General features: G+C 62.9%; 21 protein-coding genes and 2 pseudogenes. 11 read left to right on the forward strand and 12 right to left on the reverse strand.

The window, feature by feature from the left end:
* Window positions 1–12: 12 nt before the first annotated feature.
* The 5 genes from BM017_RS25315 to BM017_RS29200 form a co-directional block, all read right to left on the reverse strand.
* Complete coding sequence (locus BM017_RS25315; RefSeq protein WP_092249631.1) at window positions 13–1218, reverse strand: PucR family transcriptional regulator; 1206 nt, start codon at window positions 1216–1218, stop codon at window positions 13–15.
* Window positions 1215–2483, reverse strand: a complete 1269-nt coding sequence (codB, locus tag BM017_RS25320; protein ID WP_071489691.1) for a cytosine permease — start codon at window positions 2481–2483, stop codon at window positions 1215–1217. The genes BM017_RS25315 and codB overlap by 4 nt, the downstream gene beginning before the upstream one ends.
* 191 nt (window positions 2484–2674) lie before the next feature.
* Window positions 2675–3298 carry an NUDIX hydrolase gene (locus tag BM017_RS25325; RefSeq protein WP_092249634.1) on the reverse strand — a complete coding sequence of 208 codons (624 nt, stop codon included), beginning with the start codon at window positions 3296–3298 and terminating at the stop codon, window positions 2675–2677.
* 96 nt (window positions 3299–3394) lie between these two features.
* Window positions 3395–3751, reverse strand: coding sequence for a 6-carboxytetrahydropterin synthase QueD (gene queD, locus BM017_RS25330; protein ID WP_003190259.1), 357 nt, complete (start codon window positions 3749–3751; stop codon window positions 3395–3397).
* A gap of 311 nt (window positions 3752–4062) precedes the next feature.
* On the reverse strand, window positions 4063–5142 hold the full coding sequence (locus BM017_RS29200; protein ID WP_092249637.1) for a patatin-like phospholipase domain-containing protein: 1080 nt from the start codon (window positions 5140–5142) through the stop codon (window positions 4063–4065).
* Window positions 5143–5300: 158 nt separating this feature from the next.
* On the opposite strand from BM017_RS29200, the gene BM017_RS25340 reads away from it, so the two are divergent.
* Genes BM017_RS25340 through BM017_RS25355 form a run of 4 tightly spaced genes read left to right on the forward strand, consistent with a single transcriptional unit; the run spans window position 5301 to window position 7940 of the window.
* A complete protein-coding gene (locus BM017_RS25340) occupies window positions 5301–5603 on the forward strand; it encodes a PepSY domain-containing protein (RefSeq protein ID WP_058425612.1) in 303 nt (100 codons plus the stop codon).
* Complete coding sequence (locus BM017_RS25345; protein WP_071489688.1) at window positions 5603–5914, forward strand: PepSY domain-containing protein; 312 nt, start codon at window positions 5603–5605, stop codon at window positions 5912–5914. The genes BM017_RS25340 and BM017_RS25345 overlap by 1 nt, the downstream gene beginning before the upstream one ends.
* Complete coding sequence (locus tag BM017_RS25350) at window positions 5914–6582, forward strand: response regulator transcription factor (protein ID WP_071489687.1); 669 nt, start codon at window positions 5914–5916, stop codon at window positions 6580–6582. Before BM017_RS25345 ends, BM017_RS25350 begins: the two co-directional genes overlap by 1 nt.
* Window positions 6579–7940 (forward strand): sensor histidine kinase, encoded by a 1362-nt coding sequence (locus tag BM017_RS25355; RefSeq protein ID WP_092249640.1) that lies wholly within the window; start codon window positions 6579–6581, stop codon window positions 7938–7940. Before BM017_RS25350 ends, BM017_RS25355 begins: the two co-directional genes overlap by 4 nt.
* Window positions 7941–8006: 66 nt before the next feature.
* Here BM017_RS25355 and BM017_RS29750 read toward each other — a convergent pair whose 3' ends face one another.
* Window positions 8007–8762 carry a methyl-accepting chemotaxis protein gene (locus BM017_RS29750; protein ID WP_371914392.1) on the reverse strand — a complete coding sequence of 252 codons (756 nt, stop codon included), beginning with the start codon at window positions 8760–8762 and terminating at the stop codon, window positions 8007–8009.
* Between the two features lie 102 nt (window positions 8763–8864).
* Window positions 8865–10154 (reverse strand): annotated as a pseudogene (locus BM017_RS29755) (HAMP domain-containing protein); the annotation flags it as partial.
* A gap of 240 nt (window positions 10155–10394) precedes the next feature.
* Here BM017_RS29755 and BM017_RS25365 point away from each other — a divergent pair.
* The 3 genes and pseudogenes from BM017_RS25365 to BM017_RS29765 all read left to right on the forward strand — a co-directional run bounded on the left by BM017_RS25365 (window position 10395) and on the right by BM017_RS29765 (window position 13470).
* Window positions 10395–11714 (forward strand): Na+/H+ antiporter family protein, encoded by a 1320-nt coding sequence (locus BM017_RS25365; protein WP_170856121.1) that lies wholly within the window; start codon window positions 10395–10397, stop codon window positions 11712–11714.
* A gap of 76 nt (window positions 11715–11790) precedes the next feature.
* Window positions 11791–12612: pseudogene (locus tag BM017_RS29760) on the forward strand (cache domain-containing protein); the annotation flags it as partial.
* A gap of 102 nt (window positions 12613–12714) precedes the next feature.
* The gene (locus tag BM017_RS29765; RefSeq protein WP_371322051.1) at window positions 12715–13470 is read left to right on the forward strand and encodes a methyl-accepting chemotaxis protein; all 756 of its coding nucleotides are present in this window, start codon (window positions 12715–12717) and stop codon (window positions 13468–13470) included.
* 25 nt (window positions 13471–13495) lie between these two features.
* Here the strand turns inward: BM017_RS29765 and yegQ are convergent, their stop codons facing one another.
* A complete protein-coding gene (gene yegQ / locus BM017_RS25375) occupies window positions 13496–14809 on the reverse strand; it encodes a prephenate-dependent tRNA uridine(34) hydroxylase TrhP (protein ID WP_092249650.1) in 1314 nt (437 codons plus the stop codon).
* Between the two features lie 201 nt (window positions 14810–15010).
* Here yegQ and BM017_RS25380 point away from each other — a divergent pair, with 201 nt between their 5' ends.
* Window positions 15011–16216 (forward strand): cytochrome c biogenesis protein DipZ, encoded by a 1206-nt coding sequence (locus BM017_RS25380; protein ID WP_092249653.1) that lies wholly within the window; start codon window positions 15011–15013, stop codon window positions 16214–16216.
* Window positions 16217–16319: 103 nt separating this feature from the next.
* Entirely contained in the window at window positions 16320–17387 is a 1068-nt protein-coding gene (locus tag BM017_RS25385; RefSeq protein ID WP_071489680.1) for an AI-2E family transporter, read from the forward strand.
* Between the two features lie 2 nt (window positions 17388–17389).
* Here BM017_RS25385 and BM017_RS25390 read toward each other — a convergent pair whose 3' ends face one another.
* From BM017_RS25390 to BM017_RS25400, 3 genes are all read right to left on the reverse strand, one after another.
* Window positions 17390–17572 (reverse strand): hypothetical protein, encoded by a 183-nt coding sequence (locus tag BM017_RS25390; protein ID WP_071489679.1) that lies wholly within the window; start codon window positions 17570–17572, stop codon window positions 17390–17392.
* A gap of 91 nt (window positions 17573–17663) precedes the next feature.
* Window positions 17664–17858 (reverse strand): hypothetical protein, encoded by a 195-nt coding sequence (locus BM017_RS25395; protein ID WP_071489678.1) that lies wholly within the window; start codon window positions 17856–17858, stop codon window positions 17664–17666.
* Window positions 17859–18082: 224 nt separating this feature from the next.
* Entirely contained in the window at window positions 18083–18457 is a 375-nt protein-coding gene (locus BM017_RS25400) for a hypothetical protein (RefSeq protein WP_016980060.1), read from the reverse strand.
* A gap of 156 nt (window positions 18458–18613) precedes the next feature.
* Between BM017_RS25400 and BM017_RS25405 the strand changes: the two genes are divergently transcribed.
* A complete protein-coding gene (locus tag BM017_RS25405; protein ID WP_092249658.1) occupies window positions 18614–19432 on the forward strand; it encodes a shikimate 5-dehydrogenase in 819 nt (272 codons plus the stop codon).
* Between the two features lie 118 nt (window positions 19433–19550).
* On the opposite strand, the gene BM017_RS25410 is transcribed toward BM017_RS25405, so the two are convergent.
* Window positions 19551–20204 (reverse strand): YceH family protein, encoded by a 654-nt coding sequence (locus tag BM017_RS25410; RefSeq protein ID WP_092249661.1) that lies wholly within the window; start codon window positions 20202–20204, stop codon window positions 19551–19553.
* Between the two features lie 116 nt (window positions 20205–20320).
* Between BM017_RS25410 and BM017_RS25415 the strand changes: the two genes are divergently transcribed.
* Window positions 20321–20830, forward strand: a complete 510-nt coding sequence (locus tag BM017_RS25415; RefSeq protein WP_092249663.1) for a DUF1993 domain-containing protein — start codon at window positions 20321–20323, stop codon at window positions 20828–20830.
* The last annotated feature ends 54 nt before the right edge of the window (window positions 20831–20884 follow it).

The raw sequence follows: 20884 nt of genomic DNA on the forward strand, positions 1-20884 counted from the left end.
GGCTAAAAACAATCAGGCAGACAGTCGCCAGATCATCAGCGCAATGCCGATGTCCAGGCGATCATATGAATTATCCAGCGTCAGCCCGCACAAGGCTTCGATGCGCTGGACACGGTGTGTCAGGGTGTTGCGGTGCACGGCGAGCCGCTGGGCGGCGGCCACCAGGTTACCATTCTCGTGAAACCAGGCTTCCAGGGTCGGCATCAGGCTGGGGCCATGCTGCGCGTCGTGGCGCAGCAAGGGGCCGAGGCGTTCATGGAGGAATTGATCGAGCAGGGCGCGATCACGCACGCCACTGAGTAACTTGAGTACGCCCAATTCGTCGTACACGCACAGCCCGGCGCGCTCGCTGAAACGCCGCGCAGCCGCCAGTGCCTGGCGTGCTTCATCCTGCGCCTGGGCCAGGCGTGCCGGTGGATGCGCGGCGGCGCTGAGGCCGATAAACAATTTGAGCGGCGCCAGTCGCAGATTCAGCGGGTTGAGCCAGCTGGCCAGGTGCTGGCGGTTGACCAAGGCGGCGACGGCATCCGAGGCCGGCAGCAGCAGCGTCCATTGGCCGGCCCGCCCAAGTACCGGCAACCCCGCCGACACCTGGCGCAAGCGCCGGTTGATGGCGTCATGTTGCCGCGCCAGTTGTACCTCGACCGCCGCCGCGTCGCCTTGGGCAAACAGCAACTCACTGCCTTCCAGCTGCAGTTGCACCACCTGCCAATGCCCGGCCAACGACAGGCCCAACTGTCCGCCACGGTGCAGCAGCAAATCCAGGGACTGATAATCGCCCGTCAGCAAACGCTCCAGCACATCGTGCCGCGAGCGACCCAACTGCTCGGACTGGATCAGCGCCGAACCAATAGCCTGGGTCACCAGCACCATTTTCAGCGAGTAGGGCTGTTCGATCAGCGGCATGCCGGCGGCTTCGGCGGCCTCCAGCAAACGCTGGGGGATCGCCTGGATGTACGCAGGCCCCGTGAGGATCACCAACCCGGCCACCTGATGCTCGCAGGCTTCCTCCAGCAGTTGCATCAAGTTGCCTTCGTCGCGCGGGTGGTTGATCCCGGTGACGAATACCAGCTCGCCGCCCAATACCCACTCGGCAATCCCGCTGTTCTCCGCCACATAGGGCCAGCGTACGCCGTTCTCCAGGCCAGCGGTGCCGGCGCGCAGGCGCATGGATTCCAGGCCCGGCAGGGCCAGCACATCGGCGATGGTCAGGCTCATGCCTGGGCGTCAACCAAGGGTGCCCGCACGCGCAGCACGGCGGTGAGCGCGATGTAGGTCAGCGACGCGGCCACGATACCCACCAACGGCGCGACCCAGGGCGAGTTGAACGCCAGCACCGTGCCCACCGCGTAGGCCACCAGCCCTGGCCAGTTGAACGCTGGCAGGCGTGCGTCGGCCAGGCGTGGATAGTGGCCGCGATAGCGGTAGAAGAAGTCCGCCATGATCACCCCGCCAATCGGTGGGATCACCGTGCCCAGCAGAATCAGGTACGGCACCAGCATGTCGTACATGCCCAGCAACGCCAGCAGGGTGCCGATCACCGCACCGGCCAGGGTTACGGTCTTGCGGCGTTTGGTGCGCAGCAGATTGCAGCCGGCCACGGCGAAGTTGTAGATGGTGTTGTCCTGGGTGCTCCAGATATTGAGCAGCAACATGGCCATTGCCGCCATGGCAAAGCCTTGCAGCAGCAACACTTCGACCACGTCCGGTTGCTGATAGACGATGGCGCCGTAGGCACCGATCAGCACCATCAAGCCGTTGCCGATAAAAAAACCGATCAGGCTGGCCAGCACCGCCACCTTGGCCGAGCGCGAAAAGCGTGTCCAGTTGGTGGCCTGGGTCGCACCGCTGACAAAGGTGCCGAACACCAGGGTGATTGCCGTGGACAAGTCCAACTCACCGGTGGGCACCACCGCGAGCAGCCCATCCAGCCCGCCGACCTTTACCGTGGCTACCCACATCGACAGAAACAGCAGGATGCCCATGGCCGGCACCGCGATGTAGGACAGAATCTCCAACCCGCGATAACCAATGTAGGCCGTGGCACAGAACACCAGGCCAAATACCACCATCAACGCCAGCACGCTGCCCTGGCTGAGTTCGAAATACTTGCCCAGCACCACTGCGGCGGTGGCCGTGCCCCAGGCGTACCAGCCGATCTGGGTGAAGCCGAGGATCAAATCGCTGAGCTTGCTGCCCACTTCGCCAAAGCAGAAACGCCCCATCAACACCGAGTTCAGCCCGCTCTTGAACGCGATGTAACCCAGGCCTGCGGCGTAGATGCCCAACAGCAGGTTACCCAGGGCCACGACGCCGAGCATGTCGGTGAAACTGAACGCCACTCCAAGCTTGCCGCCGGCAAACATGGTCGCGGTAAAAAACGTAAAGCCCAACAGCACCATGGCGGTCGACGCCAGGCCTTTGCGCGCATGCATCGGGACTTCGCTAAGGGGGTAATCGTTGCCCGGTTCTTGCTGCGTCATGTGCCTTGCTCCCTGAATGAGTGACGCAGGCCTATTGCACCGTGCGTGCCAAGCCCGCAGCAGTGGCGAGCGCACGATGGGCGCTGTGCACCGTGCACAGTATTTATAGCCAAACAGGTGGCAAATGCCTTGAGGAAAGGTCGCACTGCCCAGTCGGGCACGAAAGCGGTGCAGCAGTGATACAAATTGGATCAGTCGAACAGCGTGTGGGTGGTCTCGCCACGATGGAAGGCGAACGCTGCCTGCAGATCACTTTCGATGGTGCGCCCGCGGGACAGCGGCGGCAGCTCGTCCAGGCGGAAAAAACCCACCTCGGTGGTCTCGAAGCCTGCCATCGGTGCCGACTGATCCACGGGTTCGCACAGGAAATACAGCTTGTAGAAATCCCGTACGTCCGGCCGATACAAGCCCTTGGCCTTGTGCGTGACGCTGTACAACGCCCGGGCCGTCACCGTCAGCCCGGCTTCCTCGCGAATTTCCTTGACGATGTTTTCCGCCGCCGACAAGCCGATATCGGCGTAACCGCCTGGTAACGCCCAGCAGCCATCGGTCAACTCGCGCACCAGCAGAATCCGGTCTCCCTCAATCACCGCGCCGCGCACGTCGATCATCGGCGTCGAGTAACGCTGGGCGAAGTCGCTGACCAACCCGGTGATACGCTCCAGGGGCACATTGCCCAGCTGCGCAAGCATGCTGTGGGCAATCTCGGCAATTTCCTCCAGGCGTTCACGCTCGAAATCATCGGTGCAGAAGTGCAGGCCCGTGGAGGCCAATGCCTGCAAGCGTTTGGCCTGGGCCAGCCAGGTGTTTTCCATACATTCCTCATCGGTGTGCGAAGGGCGGGCAGATCGAAGGGTGCAATACCAGGCATAAAAAAACCACCGCGAGGGTGGCTTTTTCCTACCGGAGGCTTATTCGCCGCGATAGATGCAACCGCTGGTGCAGGTCTCGTGGATACGAATCGCACTGAGCTCAGGCAGCAGGGGTTTCAACTCATTCCAGATCCACTTGGCCAGCACTTCGCTGGTGGGATTTTCCAGGCCGGGGATGTCATTGAGGTAGTTGTGGTCGAGGCGTTCGTAGAGCGGCTTGAAAATCGCCTTGATCTCCGAGAAGTCGCGAATCCAGCCGGTATGGGGATCCAGGTCGCCGCTCAGGTGGATCGCCACCTTGAACGAATGCCCATGCAGGCGCCCGCATTTGTGGCCTTCCGGTACGTGGGGCAGGCGGTGGGCGGATTCGAAAGTAAACTCTTTGAAGATTTCCACGGTATTTTCAGCTCGGTCAGGTATCTGGCAGCCGGCGAGTTTAACAGCTTGATCCCTCGCCGCGCATACCGTCCCTCTGTACACGCCGGTTTGCCGGCGAATAAAGATTGCCTGTGGCGAGCGGGCTTGCCCCGCGTTGGGCCGCGAAGCAACCCCAAGACCAGCAGCCGAAGAGTGCCTGACTCACCGCATTCCTCCTTCCAGGGTCGCTTCGCAACCCAACGCGGGACAAGCCCGCTCGCCACAGTCGCAGTGTTCACACGTAATCGGGTGGTCACCCCCCCAAACCCCTGCCGGATTCCGGCCCGCGCCTACAGGACCTGCAGTCGCTCGCCCAATCCGCCGTTATCCGCCAGCTCCAGAAACTCATCGCCCAGCCTTCGGCTTTCACTCATCGCGGTCTGCCAGTACTGGTTGCGGCTCGCGTCGTCGCCCATGAAGCGCTTGAAGTCGCTGCGGTCCGGCAATTTGCCGTGGGGCAGGCGGGCCAGGTAGTCCCTGGAGGGAGCCAGCAGCAACACATCCTGCAGGCCTTGCTGGTTACTGCGTCGCCACGGCAGGCCCTTGTCGAACCAGCCGGGGATGACCCGGTCGGTGAAGTGTGGGTACAGCACGATGTCATCGCCGTGGTAGGGCAGGTCGAGGTGGTAGTCCAGCAGGCCGCCGTCGCGGTAGGTGCCGGCGCCTGCGCCCGGCAGGTCGCGCACGCCTTGCATCACCATGGGGATCGACCCCGACGCCAGCAGTGCCTGGCGCAGGTTGCCCAGTTCCAGGGGCAGGAAGCGCGAGGGGAAGTCCTTCAGCGGATGCACCGGTGGCGCCTGGCGCGGGTCGTGGATGATCAGCCGTTCGAAGTGCCGCGACAGCCGTGCGCGGCCGCGCAGGTTATCGGCAATCACCGATGACAGCCCCAGCCCGAGCCGCCCGCGATGGTCGTCGGCCAGCAGGCCGTGGCTCTTGACCACCATGATGTTCAGGCGGTAATCCGGGTTGTCCAGCACCCGTGCATCGCGGCCGGCGAGCAAGTCGTCGAGCATGCGCTGGCAGCTCTGGGTGACTTCGGCCATGGTCACGCCTTTGGCAAAACGCTGTTCGTTATACAGGCGGCCCAGGTCCAGCAAGCCTTGCACCGGGTCGGGCAGGCAGGCGCTGGCAAACCGCCAGGAGCCAATCGAGGCCCCGATCAGCGCACGTTCCCGTGGTGCGCGGGGCAGCCAGTCGCCGAACAGCGCCAGGTCCAAGCCCTGGATGCCGAGTGCCTTCGGGCCGCCGGCCGCGCCGGGCAGGATGCCCACCTCGGCAGGCGTGAGGCCTTGTTCACGAATGCGCGCAAAGGCGCGTTTGCCGGCCTTGAGGGTCAAGGCGGGAAACTTGATGTGGATGGCTGTCATACCGGTCTCTGTCCGAGCGAGCGGGGCATTATAGAAAATCTCGTGGAATGTGGGGCAAAGGCCTGGGTGAGAATTGCCATGGTGGCAATTCAGTTTCAGTTAAGTTGCAGGGCGTACGGTGGCCGGCGTAGGAATACATCCTGTAACGGAGACTTATCATGAAGCGCCTTACCGCGCTGGCCGCCGCCGGTATCATCGCCCTCACGGCGACCCAGGCCCGAGCCGTGGACCCCGACAAACCACTGAAAGTGCCGGCCACTGTTACTATTGTCGCTTTCGATCAACTGGAAGCCACGGCCCTGGCCCTGCACCCCGGTTCGACATTGCTGGACACCGACCTGGACGAGGCCTACGGCAAGTACGTGTATGAGGTCGAGTTGGAGGATGCCCACGGCATCGAATGGGACGTTGAATTGGACGCGCTCACCGGGCAGGTCCTCAAGAATCATCAGGATACGTAATGAAGGTAAATTTACGCGTCGGCAGTCGAGTGGCGCTGGTGCTCTTGGCATTCTGCTCCAGCCTGGCGGCCCGCGACCTCAACCAGGATGAAGCCTTGGCGCTGCGCCAGCAGGGGGTGATCCTGCCACTTGAGCAATTGTTGCAGCAGGCCATGGCGCGTTACCCCGGCTCGCGCCTGCTGGAGGCCGAGTTGGAGAAGAAACACGGCCAATATGCCTATGAAGTGGAACTGGTGACCACCGAAGGGGTGGTGCGCGAAATCAAGCTGGACGCACGCACCGGTGTGCTGATCAAAGACGAGGAAGACTGATGCGCCTGCTGCTGGTGGAAGACAACGTACCCTTGGCCGATGAACTGATGGCTGGCCTGCAGCGCCAGGGCTATGCGGTCGATTGGCTGGCCGATGGGCGCGATGCCGTGTATCAGGGCCGCAGCGAGCCCTACGACCTGATCATCCTCGACCTCGGCCTGCCGGGCCTGCCTGGGCTTGAGGTACTGGCCCAATGGCGAGCCGCCGCGTTGGCCGTTCCGGTACTGATTCTCACCGCCCGCGACTCCTGGGCCGAGCGCATCGAAGGGCTCAAGGCCGGCGCCGACGATTACCTGGCCAAACCCTTTCACCCCGAAGAGCTGCACCTGCGCATCCAGGCGCTGTTGCGCCGTTCCCACGGCCAGGCGAACCAACCGACGTTGCAGGCGGCCGGCCTGCATCTGGACGAAGGTCGCCAATGCGTGCTGCGTGATGGCGATGAGATCCAGCTGACCGCCGCCGAATTCCGCCTGTTGCGCTATTTCATGCTGCACCCCGAACAGATCCTGTCGAAAAGCCACCTGGCCGAGCACCTGTACGACGGTGAGACCGAACGCGACTCCAATGTGCTGGAAGTTCACGTCAACCATCTGCGTCGCAAATTGGGCCGCAGCGTGATCGAGACCCGGCGCGGCCAGGGTTACCGGTTTGGCGCCAGCCCTGCATGAGGTCGATCCAGCGGCGCCTGAGCCTGGGGCTGATCAGCGTGATGGTGATCGTCGGCGTGGTGCTGGCCCAGACTAGCCTGTGGTTGTTCGAGGCCGGCTTGCAGCGCTACCTGGAAGCCGGTTTGCGCAACGACGCCGAGAACCTGCTGGTGGCGCTGGTGCGTGGGCCGAACGGCGTGCAGCTGGATGAGCAACGCCTGTCGCCAGCCTATCAACGGCCTTTTTCCGGGCATTACTTCCGCATTGATTTCGCCGACGTCCACTGGCGCTCCCGCTCATTGTGGGACCAGGAACTGCCGCGCCTGCCCGAGGCGGGGCTGAAGGGCAACCTGCAACTCGGCCCGGAAGGCCAGCAACTGCTGGTGCTGCGTGCGGACTACAAGCGGTTTGGCCAATCGATTTCCATCAGCGTGGCCCAGGACTACACCCCGGTGCGCGAAAGCTTCCGGCTGATGCGCCAGATCGGCCTGGTGCTGGGCCTGGCAGCGCTGCTGCTGGTGCTGATCCTGCAACGGGTGACCGTGCGCCGCGCCTTGCGCCCGCTGGAAACCGCGCGCAACCAGATTGCCCAGCTGCAACAGGGGCAACGCTCGCAACTCGATACCCAGGTGCCCCTGGAACTGGAGCCGCTGGTGGCGCAGATCAACCACCTGCTGGCGCACACCGAAGACAGCCTCAAGCGTTCGCGCAATGCCCTGGGCAACCTCGGCCACGCCCTCAAGACGCCCTTGGCGGTGCTGTTGAGCGCGGCATCGAGCGAGACGCTCAAGCAACATCCTGAGCTGAGCAAACTGCTGCGTGATCAGTTGGAGCAGGTACAGCAACGCCTCAACCGCGAACTCAATCGCGCCCGCCTGGCCGGGGAAACCTTGCCCGGCGCGTTGTTCGACTGTGATAAAGAACTGCCCGGCCTGCTTGCCACCCTGACCATGATCCACGGCGAACACCTGGACCTGAGCTACCGCGCCGCGCCCGGCCTGCAACTGCCCTGGGACCGCGAAGATCTATTGGAGCTGCTCGGCAACCTGTTGGATAACGCCTGCAAATGGGCGGATGCCGACGTGCGCCTGAGCGTCACCGAGACTGAGCACCATTACCTGCTGGCGGTGGAAGATGACGGCCCCGGCATTCCTGAAAGCCAGCGAGACCAGGTGTTCAGCCGTGGCGCACGCCTGGACGAACAGATCGATGGCCATGGCCTGGGGCTGGGGATCGTGCGGGACATTGTCGAAGTGTGGGGCGGGGTGTTGCAGTTGCAGGCGTCTGAACTGGGCGGCCTGAAAGTGTTGATCGAACTGCCCTGTGGCAGGGGGCTTGCCGCCGATGGCGGTATTCCAGTCAAAAAACAGATTGGCTGATACACCGCAACCGGGGGCAAATCGACTCGTCGCACCAGCCCTCCCACATTGGATCGCCCTGAATTTTCAGACGCGGAACTGATCCATCAACCCTTGCTGCTGATTCGCCAGGCTGTTCAACGCCTGGCTCACCCGCGCCGATTCGTTGGCCTGCTCGGACAGTGACTCGGTCACATCGCGAATGGTCGCCACGTTGCTGTTGATCTCCTCGGCCACCGCGCTTTGCTCTTCGGCGGCGCTGGCGATCTGCAGGTTCATGTCGCTGATCACCGTTACCGCATCGCCGATCTGGCGCAGGGCGGTCACCGCCTGTCCGACCTGTTCGACGCTGCCCTGGGCCTGGCGGTAGCTGTTGCCCATGGCGCCGACCACGTCGGTGGTGCCGCTTTGCAGGTGCTCGATGACCAGGCGGGTTTCTTCCACCGATTCCTGGGTCCGTCGCGCCAGGTTGCGCACTTCATCGGCCACTACCGCAAAGCCACGCCCGGCTTCACCGGCGCGGGCTGCTTCGATGGCGGCGTTGAGCGCCAACAGGTTGGTCTGCTCGGCAATGCCGCGGATCACTTCCAGCACCGAGCCGATTTTTTCACTGTTGGCCGCCAAACCTTCGACCTGGGACATGGCCGTGCTCATGTCCGCCGCCAACTCCCCGATGTTGCGGGTGGTTTGATCGATCACGGTGAGGCCGTCGCGGGTGGCCTGGTCGGCATCGCGTGCGGCCTGGGCCGCTTGCGCCGCACTGCGGGCCACGTCCTGGGCGGTGGCGCTCATTTCGTGCGAGGCGGTGGCCACCTGGTCGACCTGGCGGTACTGCTGCTCCATGCCGGCGCTGGTTTCAGTGGCAATTGCGGCGGACTGGTCGGCGGTGCCACGGGCGTCCTGCACCGAGCGTTTGACCTCGGCGATGATCGGTTGCAGCTTGTCGAGGAAGCGATTGAACCATCCAGCCAATTGGCCCAGCTCGTCCTGTTTGTCGTAGGCCAGGCGCCGGGTCAGGTCGCCTTCGCCGCTGGCGATGTCTTCGAGCATGTGCGCCACGCCGAGGATCGGCCGGGTCACGCTACGTGCCATCAACCACACCAGGATCAAGCCGACCACGGCGGCCAGCAGGCCCAGGCTCAGCTCCAGCAGGGTGCCCTTGGCATTGTCGGCATCCAGTCGGTTTTTCAGCGCTTCGGCGGGGGCCACCAGGACCTTCTCCGGCACATCCAGCAGCACGCCCCACGGCTTGCCGTCCGGGATCGGTGCGAACGGCGCGAGCACCTTGAGCTGGTGATCGGTGCGCAGGCTGCGGATCTGCGAGCTGCCGGCCAGGGCGCTGATCAACTGTGCGCCGTTGGCAGTGTCGACCTGGTCCAGGCGCTGGCTGAGTTTGCTGGCGTCGGGGCTGTAGCCGGCGAGCAAACCGGTCGGGCTGAGGATGCTGACCTGGGTCTGGCCGTCATACAGCTTGTGGCTGGCCTGCTGGCTCACGGCCTGCAGACTGTTGAGGTTGATGTCCACCGACAGCGAGGCGATGACTTTGCCGTTGGCCATCAACGGGAAGACAATGCTGGTCATCAGCACGTTTTGCCCGTTGATCGTGTAGAAGTACGGTTCGATCACACATGGCTTGAGCGTGGTGCGCGGGCAGGTGAACCAGGCATTGGCCTTTTCGCCGCTGGGGCCGACGCGGGTGTCGGACATGTCGCTTTCCGGCAGTGCCATTGACTCCAGCTTGCCGGGTGTCGGCTGCGACCAGTACAGGGCGAAGCGCCCCTTGTCGTTACTGCCCAACTCTGCCTGGCCGGCGAACAGCTCATCCTTGCCGTCCAGCGCATTGGCTTCGAACACCAGGGACAGACCGAGCAGATCCGGGTTGGCCTGCAACGCGGCCTTGACCTGGCGGGTCAGGTCTTCGCGGGTGTCGAAGGCGTCGAGAAAGCGCTTCTCGGCCTGCTCGCGCAGGAACAGTACCTGGCGGGAAAAACCATGGCCGTACTGATAGGCGTCCATGAACTGGCGACGGATGCCCAGCGCCTGCACCTCACCCTGGGCTTCGATGCGCGCCTGGGCGGCTTCATCCAGCATCTGCATGCTCGAGGCCTTGACCTGCTGCGAGCTCTGCGCCATGCGATACAGCGACAGACCCACCAGCAGGGTCACGATTCCCAGCAGGCACAAGCCAGCGAGCAGGGTGATTTTCCATTGAATGGAGAGCTGCCTGAGCGACATCGGTACATCCTTACCTGAAAACACAGAGAGCCCCTGTATCGGCGGTTTCAGGTTTTTCTTTATTCAAACGATCGATTTAAACCTGAAAGCGGCGCCGTTTTTTGACATGCGCGCCCGCCTGCTGCAAAGTGCGCGCCCTCTAATAAGACCTCCTTCAAGCCTGCACGCCGGTTGCCGCCCAATGGCCGCCCGGGCGCGGGCATGCCTGTTTTTTTATGTTTTTTGCTTGAGGTAACCATGATTAACGCAGTCATTGCCGCGGTCGGTACCATGCTGGTGCTCAGCCTGTCCCGCGTGCATGTGGTCATCGCCATCATCCTCGGCGCCCTGGTGGGCGGCCTGACCGGTGGCCTGGGGATCGAGGCCACGCTCAAGGCCTTCAATGGCGGCTTGGGTGGAGGGGCGACGGTGGCGTTGTCCTACGCCTTGCTCGGCGCTTTCGCCGTGGCGATTGCCAAGTCCGGCCTGGCTCACGCGCTGGCCGACAAGGCCCTGCTGCTGGTGGACCGCCAGGAAGCCAGCGGTGGCAGCCACGTCAAATGGTTGCTGATCGGCCTGCTCTGGGTGGTGGCGATTGCCTCGCAGAACATCCTGCCGATCCACATCGCGTTCATTCCATTGCTGGTGCCGCCGCTGCTGTACGTGCTGACCAAGCTGCAACTGGACCGCCGCCTCATCGCCTGCGTGATGACCTTCGGCCTGATCACGCCGTACATGTTCCTGCCGGTAGGCTTCGGCAATATCTTCCTCAACCAGATCCTGCTGGCCAACGTGGCCAAGAGCGGCGTGGACATCAGCCAGGTCAACGTCACTCACGCCATGAGCCTGCCAGCGCTGGGCATGGTCGTCGGCCTGCTGGTGGCGGTGTTCATCAGCTACCGCAAGAAACGCGTGTACGATCTGGAGAAGATCGAGCGGGTCGAGCAGGTGGCGGTGCAGTACAACCCACTGACCCTGCTGGTAGCCGGACTGGCGATTGCCTCGGCGTTCATCATTCAGCTGTGGCTGGACTCGATGATCATCGGCGCCCTGGCCGGGTTCCTGATCTTCTCGGTGTCGGGCATCGTGCGCTGGCGCGACACCGACGACCTGTTCACCGAAGGCATGAAGATGATGGCGATGATCGGCTTCATCATGATCGCCGCCTCGGGCTTTGCCGAAGTGCTCAAGGCCACCGGCGATGTGCGTTCGCTGGTGGAAACCTCGGCAGCCTTCATCGGCCATAGCCGTGGGGTAGGGGCGTTGTTGATGCTGCTGGTGGGGCTGTTGGTGACCATGGGCATCGGCTCGTCGTTTTCCACCGTGCCGATCCTCGCGGCGATCTTTGTGCCGCTGTGCGTGCAACTGGGCTTCAGCCCCATGGCCATCGTGTGCATCGTCGGCACGGCCGGCGCCTTGGGTGATGCCGGATCGCCGGCCTCGGACTCGACCCTGGGGCCCACCTCCGGCCTGAACATCGACGGCCAGCATCACCACATCTGGGACACCGTGGTGCCAACCTTTCTGCACTACAACCTCCCGTTGCTGGCATTCGGCTGGCTGGCTGCCATGACCCTCTGACCGCAGCGGGCTTACTACAGAAACTTCCTACGCGGCCGTTAACCTCTCAAGTCGCCACTAATAAGAGAGAAAACCCATGCGTCTGAGCCTCAAGGCCAAAGTCCTGTCCCTCGCCGTAGTGCCGGTGCTGTTGTTTGCCGTGGTCATCAGCCTGACCACCGTATGGATCCTGCAGGGTCAGGCGCGCAATGAGGTGGAAGAGACCCGCCAGCGCCTGCTCAACGACGCCAAGGCCACCCTGCAAAGCTACGTCGAAGTGGCCATGACCACCATCAAGCCGCTCTACGACGCGGCAGCCCCCGGTGATACCGCGGCGCGCGCCGAGGTGGTCAAGCTGCTGTCCAACACCAGTTACGGCAAGGACGGCTACTTCTTCGGCTATGACTCCGAGACCATCCGCCTGTTCAAGGGCAACAGCCCCGACGGCGTGGGCAAGAGCTTCAAGGACAACCGCGACCCCAACGGGGTGTACGTCAACCGCGACCTGGTCAAGGTGGGCAAGGACGGCACCCATTACCTGCAATACAGCTCGACCCAACCGGGCCAGACCGAACTGGTGCCCAAGATGGGCTACACCGAATACCTGCCCAAGTGGGACATGGTCATCGGTACCTCGGTGAACCTGGACGGCATCGAAGCCCGGGTGGCGGTGGTCGAGGCCAAGGTCGAGAAACGCATGGAAGGCGTGCTGCTGAGCATCCTCGGCGTGGCCGTGGTGGTGCTGCTGGTGATCGCCGCCGTGGGCATGCTGCTGGCCAATACCATCCTGCGTCCGCTGCACCTGATGAAAGCCAACCTCGACGATATCGCGGCCGGTGAAGGCGACCTGACCCGCCGCCTGGCCATCACCAGCCAGGACGAGCTGGGCGATCTTGCGGGCGCGTTCAACCGGTTTGTCGACAAGATCCACGGCCTGGTGCGCCAGATCACCGAGATGACAGGCCAACTCACCGGCCTGGTCAGCCAGGTGTCCGAACAGGCCCAGCGCTCCGAACAGGCCATGGAGCGCCAGCGCCATGAGACCGACCAGGTTGCCACGGCGATCAACCAGATGTCCTCGGCCGCCCAGGAAGTGGCGCGCAGTGCCCAGGGCGCGTCGGTCGCGGCCCAGCAGACCGACGCCGAAGGCCAGGCCGCCAAGCGCGTGGTGGATGGCAGCATCGCGCAGATCCATGCGCTGGTGAACGACATCCGCAGCAGCGGCGTGTCCCTCGACAGCCTGCAGCAGGACGTGGCCTCCATCGTCAGTGTGCTCAGCGTGATCCGCTCCATCGCCGAACAGACCAACCTGCTTGCGCTCAACGCCGCGATTGAAGCCGCGCGGGCCGGGGAGGCCGGGCGTGGGTTTGCGGTGGTGGCCGACGAAGTGCGCGCCCTGGCCAGCCGTACCCAGACCAGCACCCAGGAAATCCAGGGCATGATCGACCGCCTGCAAAAAGGCACCGAAGCCGCAGTGGACGCCATGCGCCGCTCCAGCGACGCTGGCGACGGCACCTCGGCCCAGGCCAACCAAGCCGGCGCGTCCCTGGACACCATGGCGCAGTTGATCGGCACCATCAATTCGATGAACGCCCAGATCGCCAGCGCCGCCGAAGAGCAGACTGCCGTCGCCGAAGAGATCAACCGCAGCGTGCATCAGATTGCCGTGGCGGTGGACAGCGTGGCCGACGAGACCCAGCTGGGCGCCCAGACCTCCCGCAGCCTCGCGGACCTGGGCCAGCGCCTGGGGCAGCTGGTCGGCCAGTTCAGGATCTAGCGCTGAGGGGCTGGGCGGCGATGCGCTAGAGGTCGCGCATCAGCAAGCCGAAGCGCAGGTCCATCGCCGCCGGAAGTGGCAGGTACACCGTGTGCCCATCTCCCGGCGCGACCTCGATGGCGTCGCCGTTGGCGTTGTGCAGGGTGGCCAGGTCGAAGTGGAAGTTGCCGGCGGGGGTCATCAATTCCAGGTGATTGCCCACGGCGAAGCGGTTCTTCACCTTGACCTCGGCCAGTTCGCCCCGGCGCTCGCCGGTCAGTTCGCCAACGAACTGCTGGCGCTCCGACACCGAGCTGCCGTTCTGGTAGTTCTGGTACTCATCGTGCACATGCCGGCGCAGGAACCCTTCGGTGTAGCCACGCTGGGCCAGGGATTCGAGGTTGGTCATCAGGCTGCGGTCGAAGACACGACCGGCCACCGCATCGTCGATGGCCTGGCGATACACCTGGGTGGTGCGCGCGCAATAGAAGTGCGACTTGGTGCGGCCCTCGATCTTCAGCGAGTGCACGCCCATGTGGGTCAGGCGCTCCACGTGCTGCACCGCGCGCAGGTCCTTGGCGTTCATGATGTAGGTGCCGTGTTCGTCTTCGAAGGCCGGCATCTGTTCATCGGGGCGGTTGGCTTCCTGCAACAGAAACACCTGGTCGGTCGGTGCGCCAATGCCCAGGGTCGGCTCGCAGTGCTGGACGATATCGCCGGTGGCGTTTTCCACCGCCGGGGTCGCCTGGTATTTCCAGCGACACGCATTGGTGCAGGTGCCCTGGTTGGCATCACGCTTGTTCATGTAGCCCGAGAGCAGGCAGCGCCCGGAATAGGCCATGCACAGGGCGCCGTGCACAAACACTTCCAGCTCCGTGGCCGGCACCTGTTGGCGGATTTCATCGATTTCTTCCAGGGACAACTCCCGCGACAGGATCACCCGGCAGATCCCTTGCTGCTGCCAGAACTCGACGCTGGCCCAGTTCACCGTATTGGCCTGTACCGACAGGTGGATGGGCATCTGCGGGAAGTGCCGGCGCACCAGCATGATCAGCCCGGGATCAGACATGATCAACGCGTCCGGGCCCATGGCGATCACCGGGGCGAGGTCCTTGAGGAAGGTCTTCAACTTGGCGTTGTGCGGCGCAATGTTCACCACCACGTAGAAACGCTTGCCCAGGGCATGGGCTTCCTGGATGCCGAGGGCCAGGTTGGCGTGGTCGAACTCGTTGTTGCGTACCCGCAGGCTGTAGCGCGGTTGGCCGGCATACACCGCATCGGCGCCATAGGCGAAGGCGTAGCGCATGTTTTTCAGGGTGCCGGCAGGGGCGAGCAGTTCGGGGGCGAGGATGGGAGGCATGGGCACGGGTCGCAAAAGGTCGCGAAGGTAGCCGAGCGGCGAGGGCGGTTCATTGATCCAGATCGTGCTTTGCGCATTTTTGTATCGCTGTGTATCGACGGGGGCTGTGGATACGTATCGATTTATCCGCACGGTTTTCCGACACAGGCGCGATACCTCATCCGGTCTTAATGGGCTTCCCGTATCCATAAGGTGATCACCATGCTCTTCGTCGCATTCCTGGGCGGCATCCTGACCGTCCTCAGCCCTTGCATCCTGCCGGTGGTGCCGTTTCTGTTCGCCGGTGTCGACCGCAGTCGTCGTTCGATCCTGTTGACCCTCGGCGGCATGGTGCTGACCTTCGCGCTGGTTTCCAGCCTGGCGGTGGTCAGCTCGGAGTGGGTGATACAGGCCAATAACACCGGCCGCCATGTGGCGCTGATCGTCATGGGGCTGTTTGCGCTGTCGCTGATCTCGGCGCGGTTCGGTGGCTGGCTGGCGCGGCCGTTCGTGTTGTTGGGCAACCGTATCGATCCTGACAGCCGTGCGCTGTCCGGTCCGCTCAAGTCGCTCATGATCGGTGTCGCCACAGGCCTGCTGTGGGCACCGTGCGCCGGGCCGATCCTGGGTGTGATCCTGACCGGTGCGATGCTGCAAGGCGCCAATGCGCAGACCAGTCTGTTGCTGCTGGCCTACGGGCTGGGTAGTGCGCTGTCCCTGGGCACCCTGATCGTTGCCGGGCGCGGCCTGGTCAATCGACTCAAGGCCTCCATTCCGCTGACCGGTTGGCTGCGCCGTGGGGCAGGGGTAGCGGTACTGGCCGCGGCCGTGGTGATTTCTACCGGTGCTGACAAGACCCTGCTCGCCGGCACCTCGTCCGAAGGCGTCAGCCGCCTGGAAAAAGGGCTGCTGGAAAACGTGCCCAAGGTGGTGGATTACGTGGTGAGCAAGGTCAAGGCCGACCCGCAGGACAATGCACGGGGCGCCATGCCGTCGCTGGGCGGCGCGGTCGAGTGGCTCAATTCACCTGAACTGACCCGCGAATCCTTGAAAGGCAAGGTGGTGCTGGTGGATTTCTGGACCTACGACTGCATCAACTGCCAGCACACCCTGCCGTACGTGAAGGCCTGGGCGAAAAAGTACGCGCAGGACGGCCTGGTAGTGATCGGCGTGCATACCCCGGAATACGGCTACGAGCGCATCATCGGCAACGTCAAGGAGCAGGTGCGCAAGTTGGGTATTACGTACCCGGTGGCGATCGACAACAACTACGCGATCTGGCGCCGCTTCGATAACCAGTACTGGCCCGCCCATTACCTGATCGACGCCAACGGGCAGGTGCGCGACACGCATTTTGGTGAAGGCCGGTACGAGGCCCAGGAGCAGATGATCCAGACGTTGTTGAATGAGGCCAAGGCCACGCAGTGATAGGGTCTACGCTTGTTCGATAACCAACGGCACTCCCAGGAATCGCTGCGGACTAAGCAACAGGGCCTATACCGGCCCTGTGCTTTTCTGACATGGACCGGACATGAATCAAACCAACCTGCAATTCAAGACCCTGCTGTTGTTGCTGGGCCTGGTGACCGTCGCGTTTATCTGGATATTGCTGCCGTTCTACGGCGCCGTGTTCTGGGCGGTGATCCTCGGCATCATCTTTGCCCCGATGCAGCGCCGCCTGCAGCAGCGCTTTGGCTGGAACCGCAATTTCACTTCCCTGGCGACCTTGAGCGCCTGCCTGGTCATCGCGATCCTGCCGGTGATCATCACCAGTGCCTTGCTGGTGCAAGAGGGCGCGACGCTCTACAAGAATGTCGAGAGCGGCAAGCTGGATGTGGCGGGGTACATCGAGCAATTCAAGAACGTGCTGCCGCCGTATTTCCAGCACCTGTTGGACCGTTTCGGCATGGGCAACCTGGAGGGCTTGCGCGAGAAAATCGTCAAGAGCGCGATGCAGGGCAGCCAGTTCTTTGCGACCCAGGCGTTCAGCTTCGGCCAGGGCACGTTTGATTTCCTGGTGAGCTTTTTCATCATGCTGTACTTGCTGTTCTTCCTGCTGCGCGACGGCCCGGAGCTGGTGCGCAAGGTGCGTACGGCGGTGCCGCTGGCCGAGCCGCAGAAGCGGCGGTTGCAGCTCAAGTTCAACCGGGTGGTGCGCGCCACGGTCAAGGGCAATGTGCTGGTGGCGGTAACCCAGGGTGCGCTGGGCGGGCTGATTTTCTGGTTCCTGGACATTCCCAGTGCGTTGCTCTGGGCGGTGCTGATGGCGTTTCTGTCGTTGCTGCCGGCCGTGGGCGCCGGGATTGTGTGGGGCCCGGTGGCCGTTTACTTCCTGCTGAGCGGTGCGATCTGGCAGGGCGTGGTGCTGGGGCTGTTCGGCGTGTTTGTGATCGGCTTGGTGGACAATGTGCTGCGCCCGATCCTGGTGGGCAAGGACACCAAGATGCCGGACTACCTGATCCTGATCTCGACCCTGGGCGGTCTGTCGGTGTTTGGCCTCAATGGTTTTGTGATCGGGCCGCTGGTGGCGGCGCTGTTCATGTCCAGCTGGGCGTTGTTTGTGGAGAGCAAGCCGCGAGTCAAACTGCCATTGCCCTGACCTCAGGCGTGGAGCCTGAAGTTCGATACGTGTTGCAGTTGTTTTTCGGCATCCGACAGGGATGTCAGTGGGCCGCTGATGGCTTCACCATCGCGTACCAGGTACCAGCAGGCGAGAAGACCCGACTTGCGAAGCGGGGCGGGGACGGCGCTGCCGATGACGGACATGATTTGTACAGTGGGCATAAAGACCTCCAATCGCTATGGGGGTCACTTTACGGGGCGGGCTGGCGCAGGAAAAATCACCCGTCTCGATAGTCGACATCGACGCGAGGCGTCAGTCCACGACCTGATCGAGCATGTTCACCACTTCCTGCTCACTGAGCAGCCCCTTGCGCACCAGGTTTTCCGCGAGCAACGCGAGGAACTTGGCGCTGCGGTGGCCTTCCAGGTGCTTGAGTTCCGTGAGGGCGCTGTAGACCTTGCTCGACGTACAGAGGCCGGCGGCGCGGTGCGGGTTTTGCGTGGGCATGGTCAGTCGTCCTTGTTGTTATGGGTGGACAGTCTCGATAGTGGGAGTGTTTCGTGACACAAACATGACAGCGCAAGGCCTGTTCGGGCAAGTAGACATTGGTGTTGATGATGTGCGATTGCGCGCAGGGCATTGTCCTCAGAGCGACCTTGACGCCCTGAATCCGGACTTTCCAGGCAAAAAAAGGCCCCGCAATCACGCGAGGCCTGTTTCCGACGATGCGGTTACCAGCCGCGACCGTAGTAACCGTGGGGAGGGCCGTAGTAGCCGCGTGGTGGCCCGTAATAGCCACGCGGTGGGCCGTAATAGACCGGCGCCGGGCGATAGTAAACCTGTTGCTGCACATACACCGGCGGTGGCGGTGCGTAATAAACCGGCGGCGGAGCGGCATATACCGGCTGCGGTTGCACATACACCGGCTGCTGCACATAGACCTCACGCGGCTGGCTGGCAACCACGGAGCCAACGACTGCAGCGCCGACTAAAGCACCCAATACAGCCGGGCCACCCCAACCACCACCGTGGGCGGAGGCTTGGCCTGCCATCGCGAGTGCGCCAACCAGCAAGGCGATCTTGGGGATTGTACGAATCATGGTCATTCCTCGGTTAGCCCCAGCGCTTGTGGTCTGCAATCAATAGACTCAAGTAATGTCGCGGGGATACTTTTAAGACAACGTATTTCTGAAAAACAGCACAGCCGCTAGGTAAAGGTTGTGTAAGGTCTGTACCGATTTGCTTACTCAAAGGAGTTACCCATGCAGATGCACCCAAACAAGGACACCCAACTGTGCATGTCGCTGTCGGCACGCCCCGGGAATTTCGGCCTGCGTTTTCATAACCATCTGTACGAACAGCTGGGCCTGAACTTCTACTATAAAGCCTTCAGCAGCCGGGATTTGCCCGGCGCGATCGGTGGTATCCGGGCGCTGGGGGTACGCGGTTGCGGGGTTTCCATGCCGTTCAAGGAAGCCGCCATTGCCTTGGTGGACGAGCTCGACGATTCGGTTCAAGCCATCGACTCCCTGAACACCATCGTCAACACCGATGGGCACCTCAAGGCCTACAACACCGACTACATCGCCATCGAACAGTTACTCAAGAAGCACGCGGTGCCAAAGGACTCGACCTTCGCACTGCGTGGCAGCGGCGGCATGGCCAAGGCCGTGGCCAGTGCCTTGCGCGATGGTGGCTACGCCAAGGGCGTGATCGTGGCGCGCAACGAGACTGCGGGCCGGGCGCTGGCGCAGAACCTGGGGTACGAATGGCAGGCCGAGTTGGGAGAACTGCGCCCGCAGATGCTGATCAACGTGACGCCCATCGGCATGGCGGGAGGGCCTGAGGCAGATGCGTTGGCCTTCGATGCCGAAGCGGTGGATGTTGCCGAGACGATCTTCGATGTGGTGGCGATCCCCGCTGAAACGCCGTTGATCGTGCGTGGACGTGCCAAGGGTAAACGCGTGATTACCGGGCTTGAAGTGATTGCGATCCAGGCGCTTGAGCAGTTTGTGCTCTATACCGGGGTGCGACCGACGCCGGAGCAGTTCGCCAAAGCCGTGGCGTTCGCCCGAACCTGAAGAACCCTGAATATCATATGTGGGAGGGGGCTTGCCCCCGATAGCGGTAGCTCAACAATGAAATTATTGACTGGCACACCGTCATCGGGGGCAAGCCCCCTCCCACATTTTTTCCGCGTTACAGCGGTTCCAATTTGGCCAGCCGTTCTTCCAACAGTGCAATCCGCGCTTCGAGTTCTTCGATGCGTTCGACAGACACGCCACTGGCAACCCCACGCTCCACCGGATTGCCCCGCGCCGCGATGATCGCCTCGATTTCCGCCGGATCACCCAGGGCGTGGGTATAACGATCTTCGCGCTGGCCGGCCTGGCGCGGCACCAGCAACGCCAGTCCCCGCGCAATCAGGCGTTCCAGCTGGTGCACGACCTGCTCGGCATCTTCGAAATCGTGCATGCGCCCGCTGCGGGTCAGCAACTCATTGACGGTCTGCGGCCCGCGTAGAAACAGCAGCCCGGTCAGGATCACCTGGGCCGGCACCAGTTCCAGCGCCTTGTCCACGCGGTGTTCCCAGCGGTCGGCGCGGCTGCCCATCACCAGGCGGGTGAAACCCTGGCCTTCGAGTGCGCGCAGGCTCTGGCCGACCTGGCCCGGGCTCAGGTTCATGACCGGCTCGCGGCTGGTCTTCTGGTTGCAGGCCAGCACCAGGGCGTTGAGGGTCAAGGGGTAGGTTTCCGGGTTGGTCGCCTGTTTTTCGATGAGGCAGCCCAGGATGCGGATTTCCGTGCTGTTCAGGCGCGGCTCAGGGGTGTCGGTGTCGTGCTCGGCGGTCATCGCGCGTTCCCTATGCAGTGGAGGCCCTTAGCGTAATCCTGAAAAATTAAAAGACAAGCGCCTGGCATGTCTATAATCGCCGCTGGTTCAAACCGTGCCATAACCATGAGACTGCCATGACTATTTCCCTGTACGCCGCCTCCATCCCGGTCTTCAAGCAAATGCTCACCGCCCTGAGCGGTGTGTTGACCAAGGCCGAAGCCCACGCCACCGCCAAGAACATCGAGCCGAATGCCTTGCTGCAAGCGCGCCTGTTCCCGGACATGTTCCAACTGGTGCGCCAGGTGCAGATCGCCGTCGACTTCGCCAAGGGGGTTTCCGCGCGCCTTGCCGAGATCGAAGTGCCTAAGTACGAAGACAGCGAAGTGACCTTCGCCGACCTGCAAGCGCTGATCGCCAAGGTTTTGGCCTTTGTCGACACCATCACCCCGGAGCAGATCGACGGCAAGGAAGGCATCGAGATCGTCACTCGCCCTGGCACGCCGAAAGAGAAGCGCTTCAGCGGCCAGTCCTACCTGCTGACCTACGGCCTGCCGCAGTTCTTCTTCCACGTCACCACCGCTTACGCGCTGCTGCGCCATAACGGCGTGGAAGTGGGCAAGCGCGATTACATGGGCGCTTTCTAAGCACGCATAAAAAAACCGGGACGATTCCTAAAGGAACCGTCCCGGTTTTTTTGT

Origin of the sequence: Pseudomonas sp. NFPP04 (assembly GCF_900113815.1) — a bacterium.
Classification (GTDB): domain Bacteria; phylum Pseudomonadota; class Gammaproteobacteria; order Pseudomonadales; family Pseudomonadaceae; genus Aquipseudomonas; species Aquipseudomonas extremorientalis.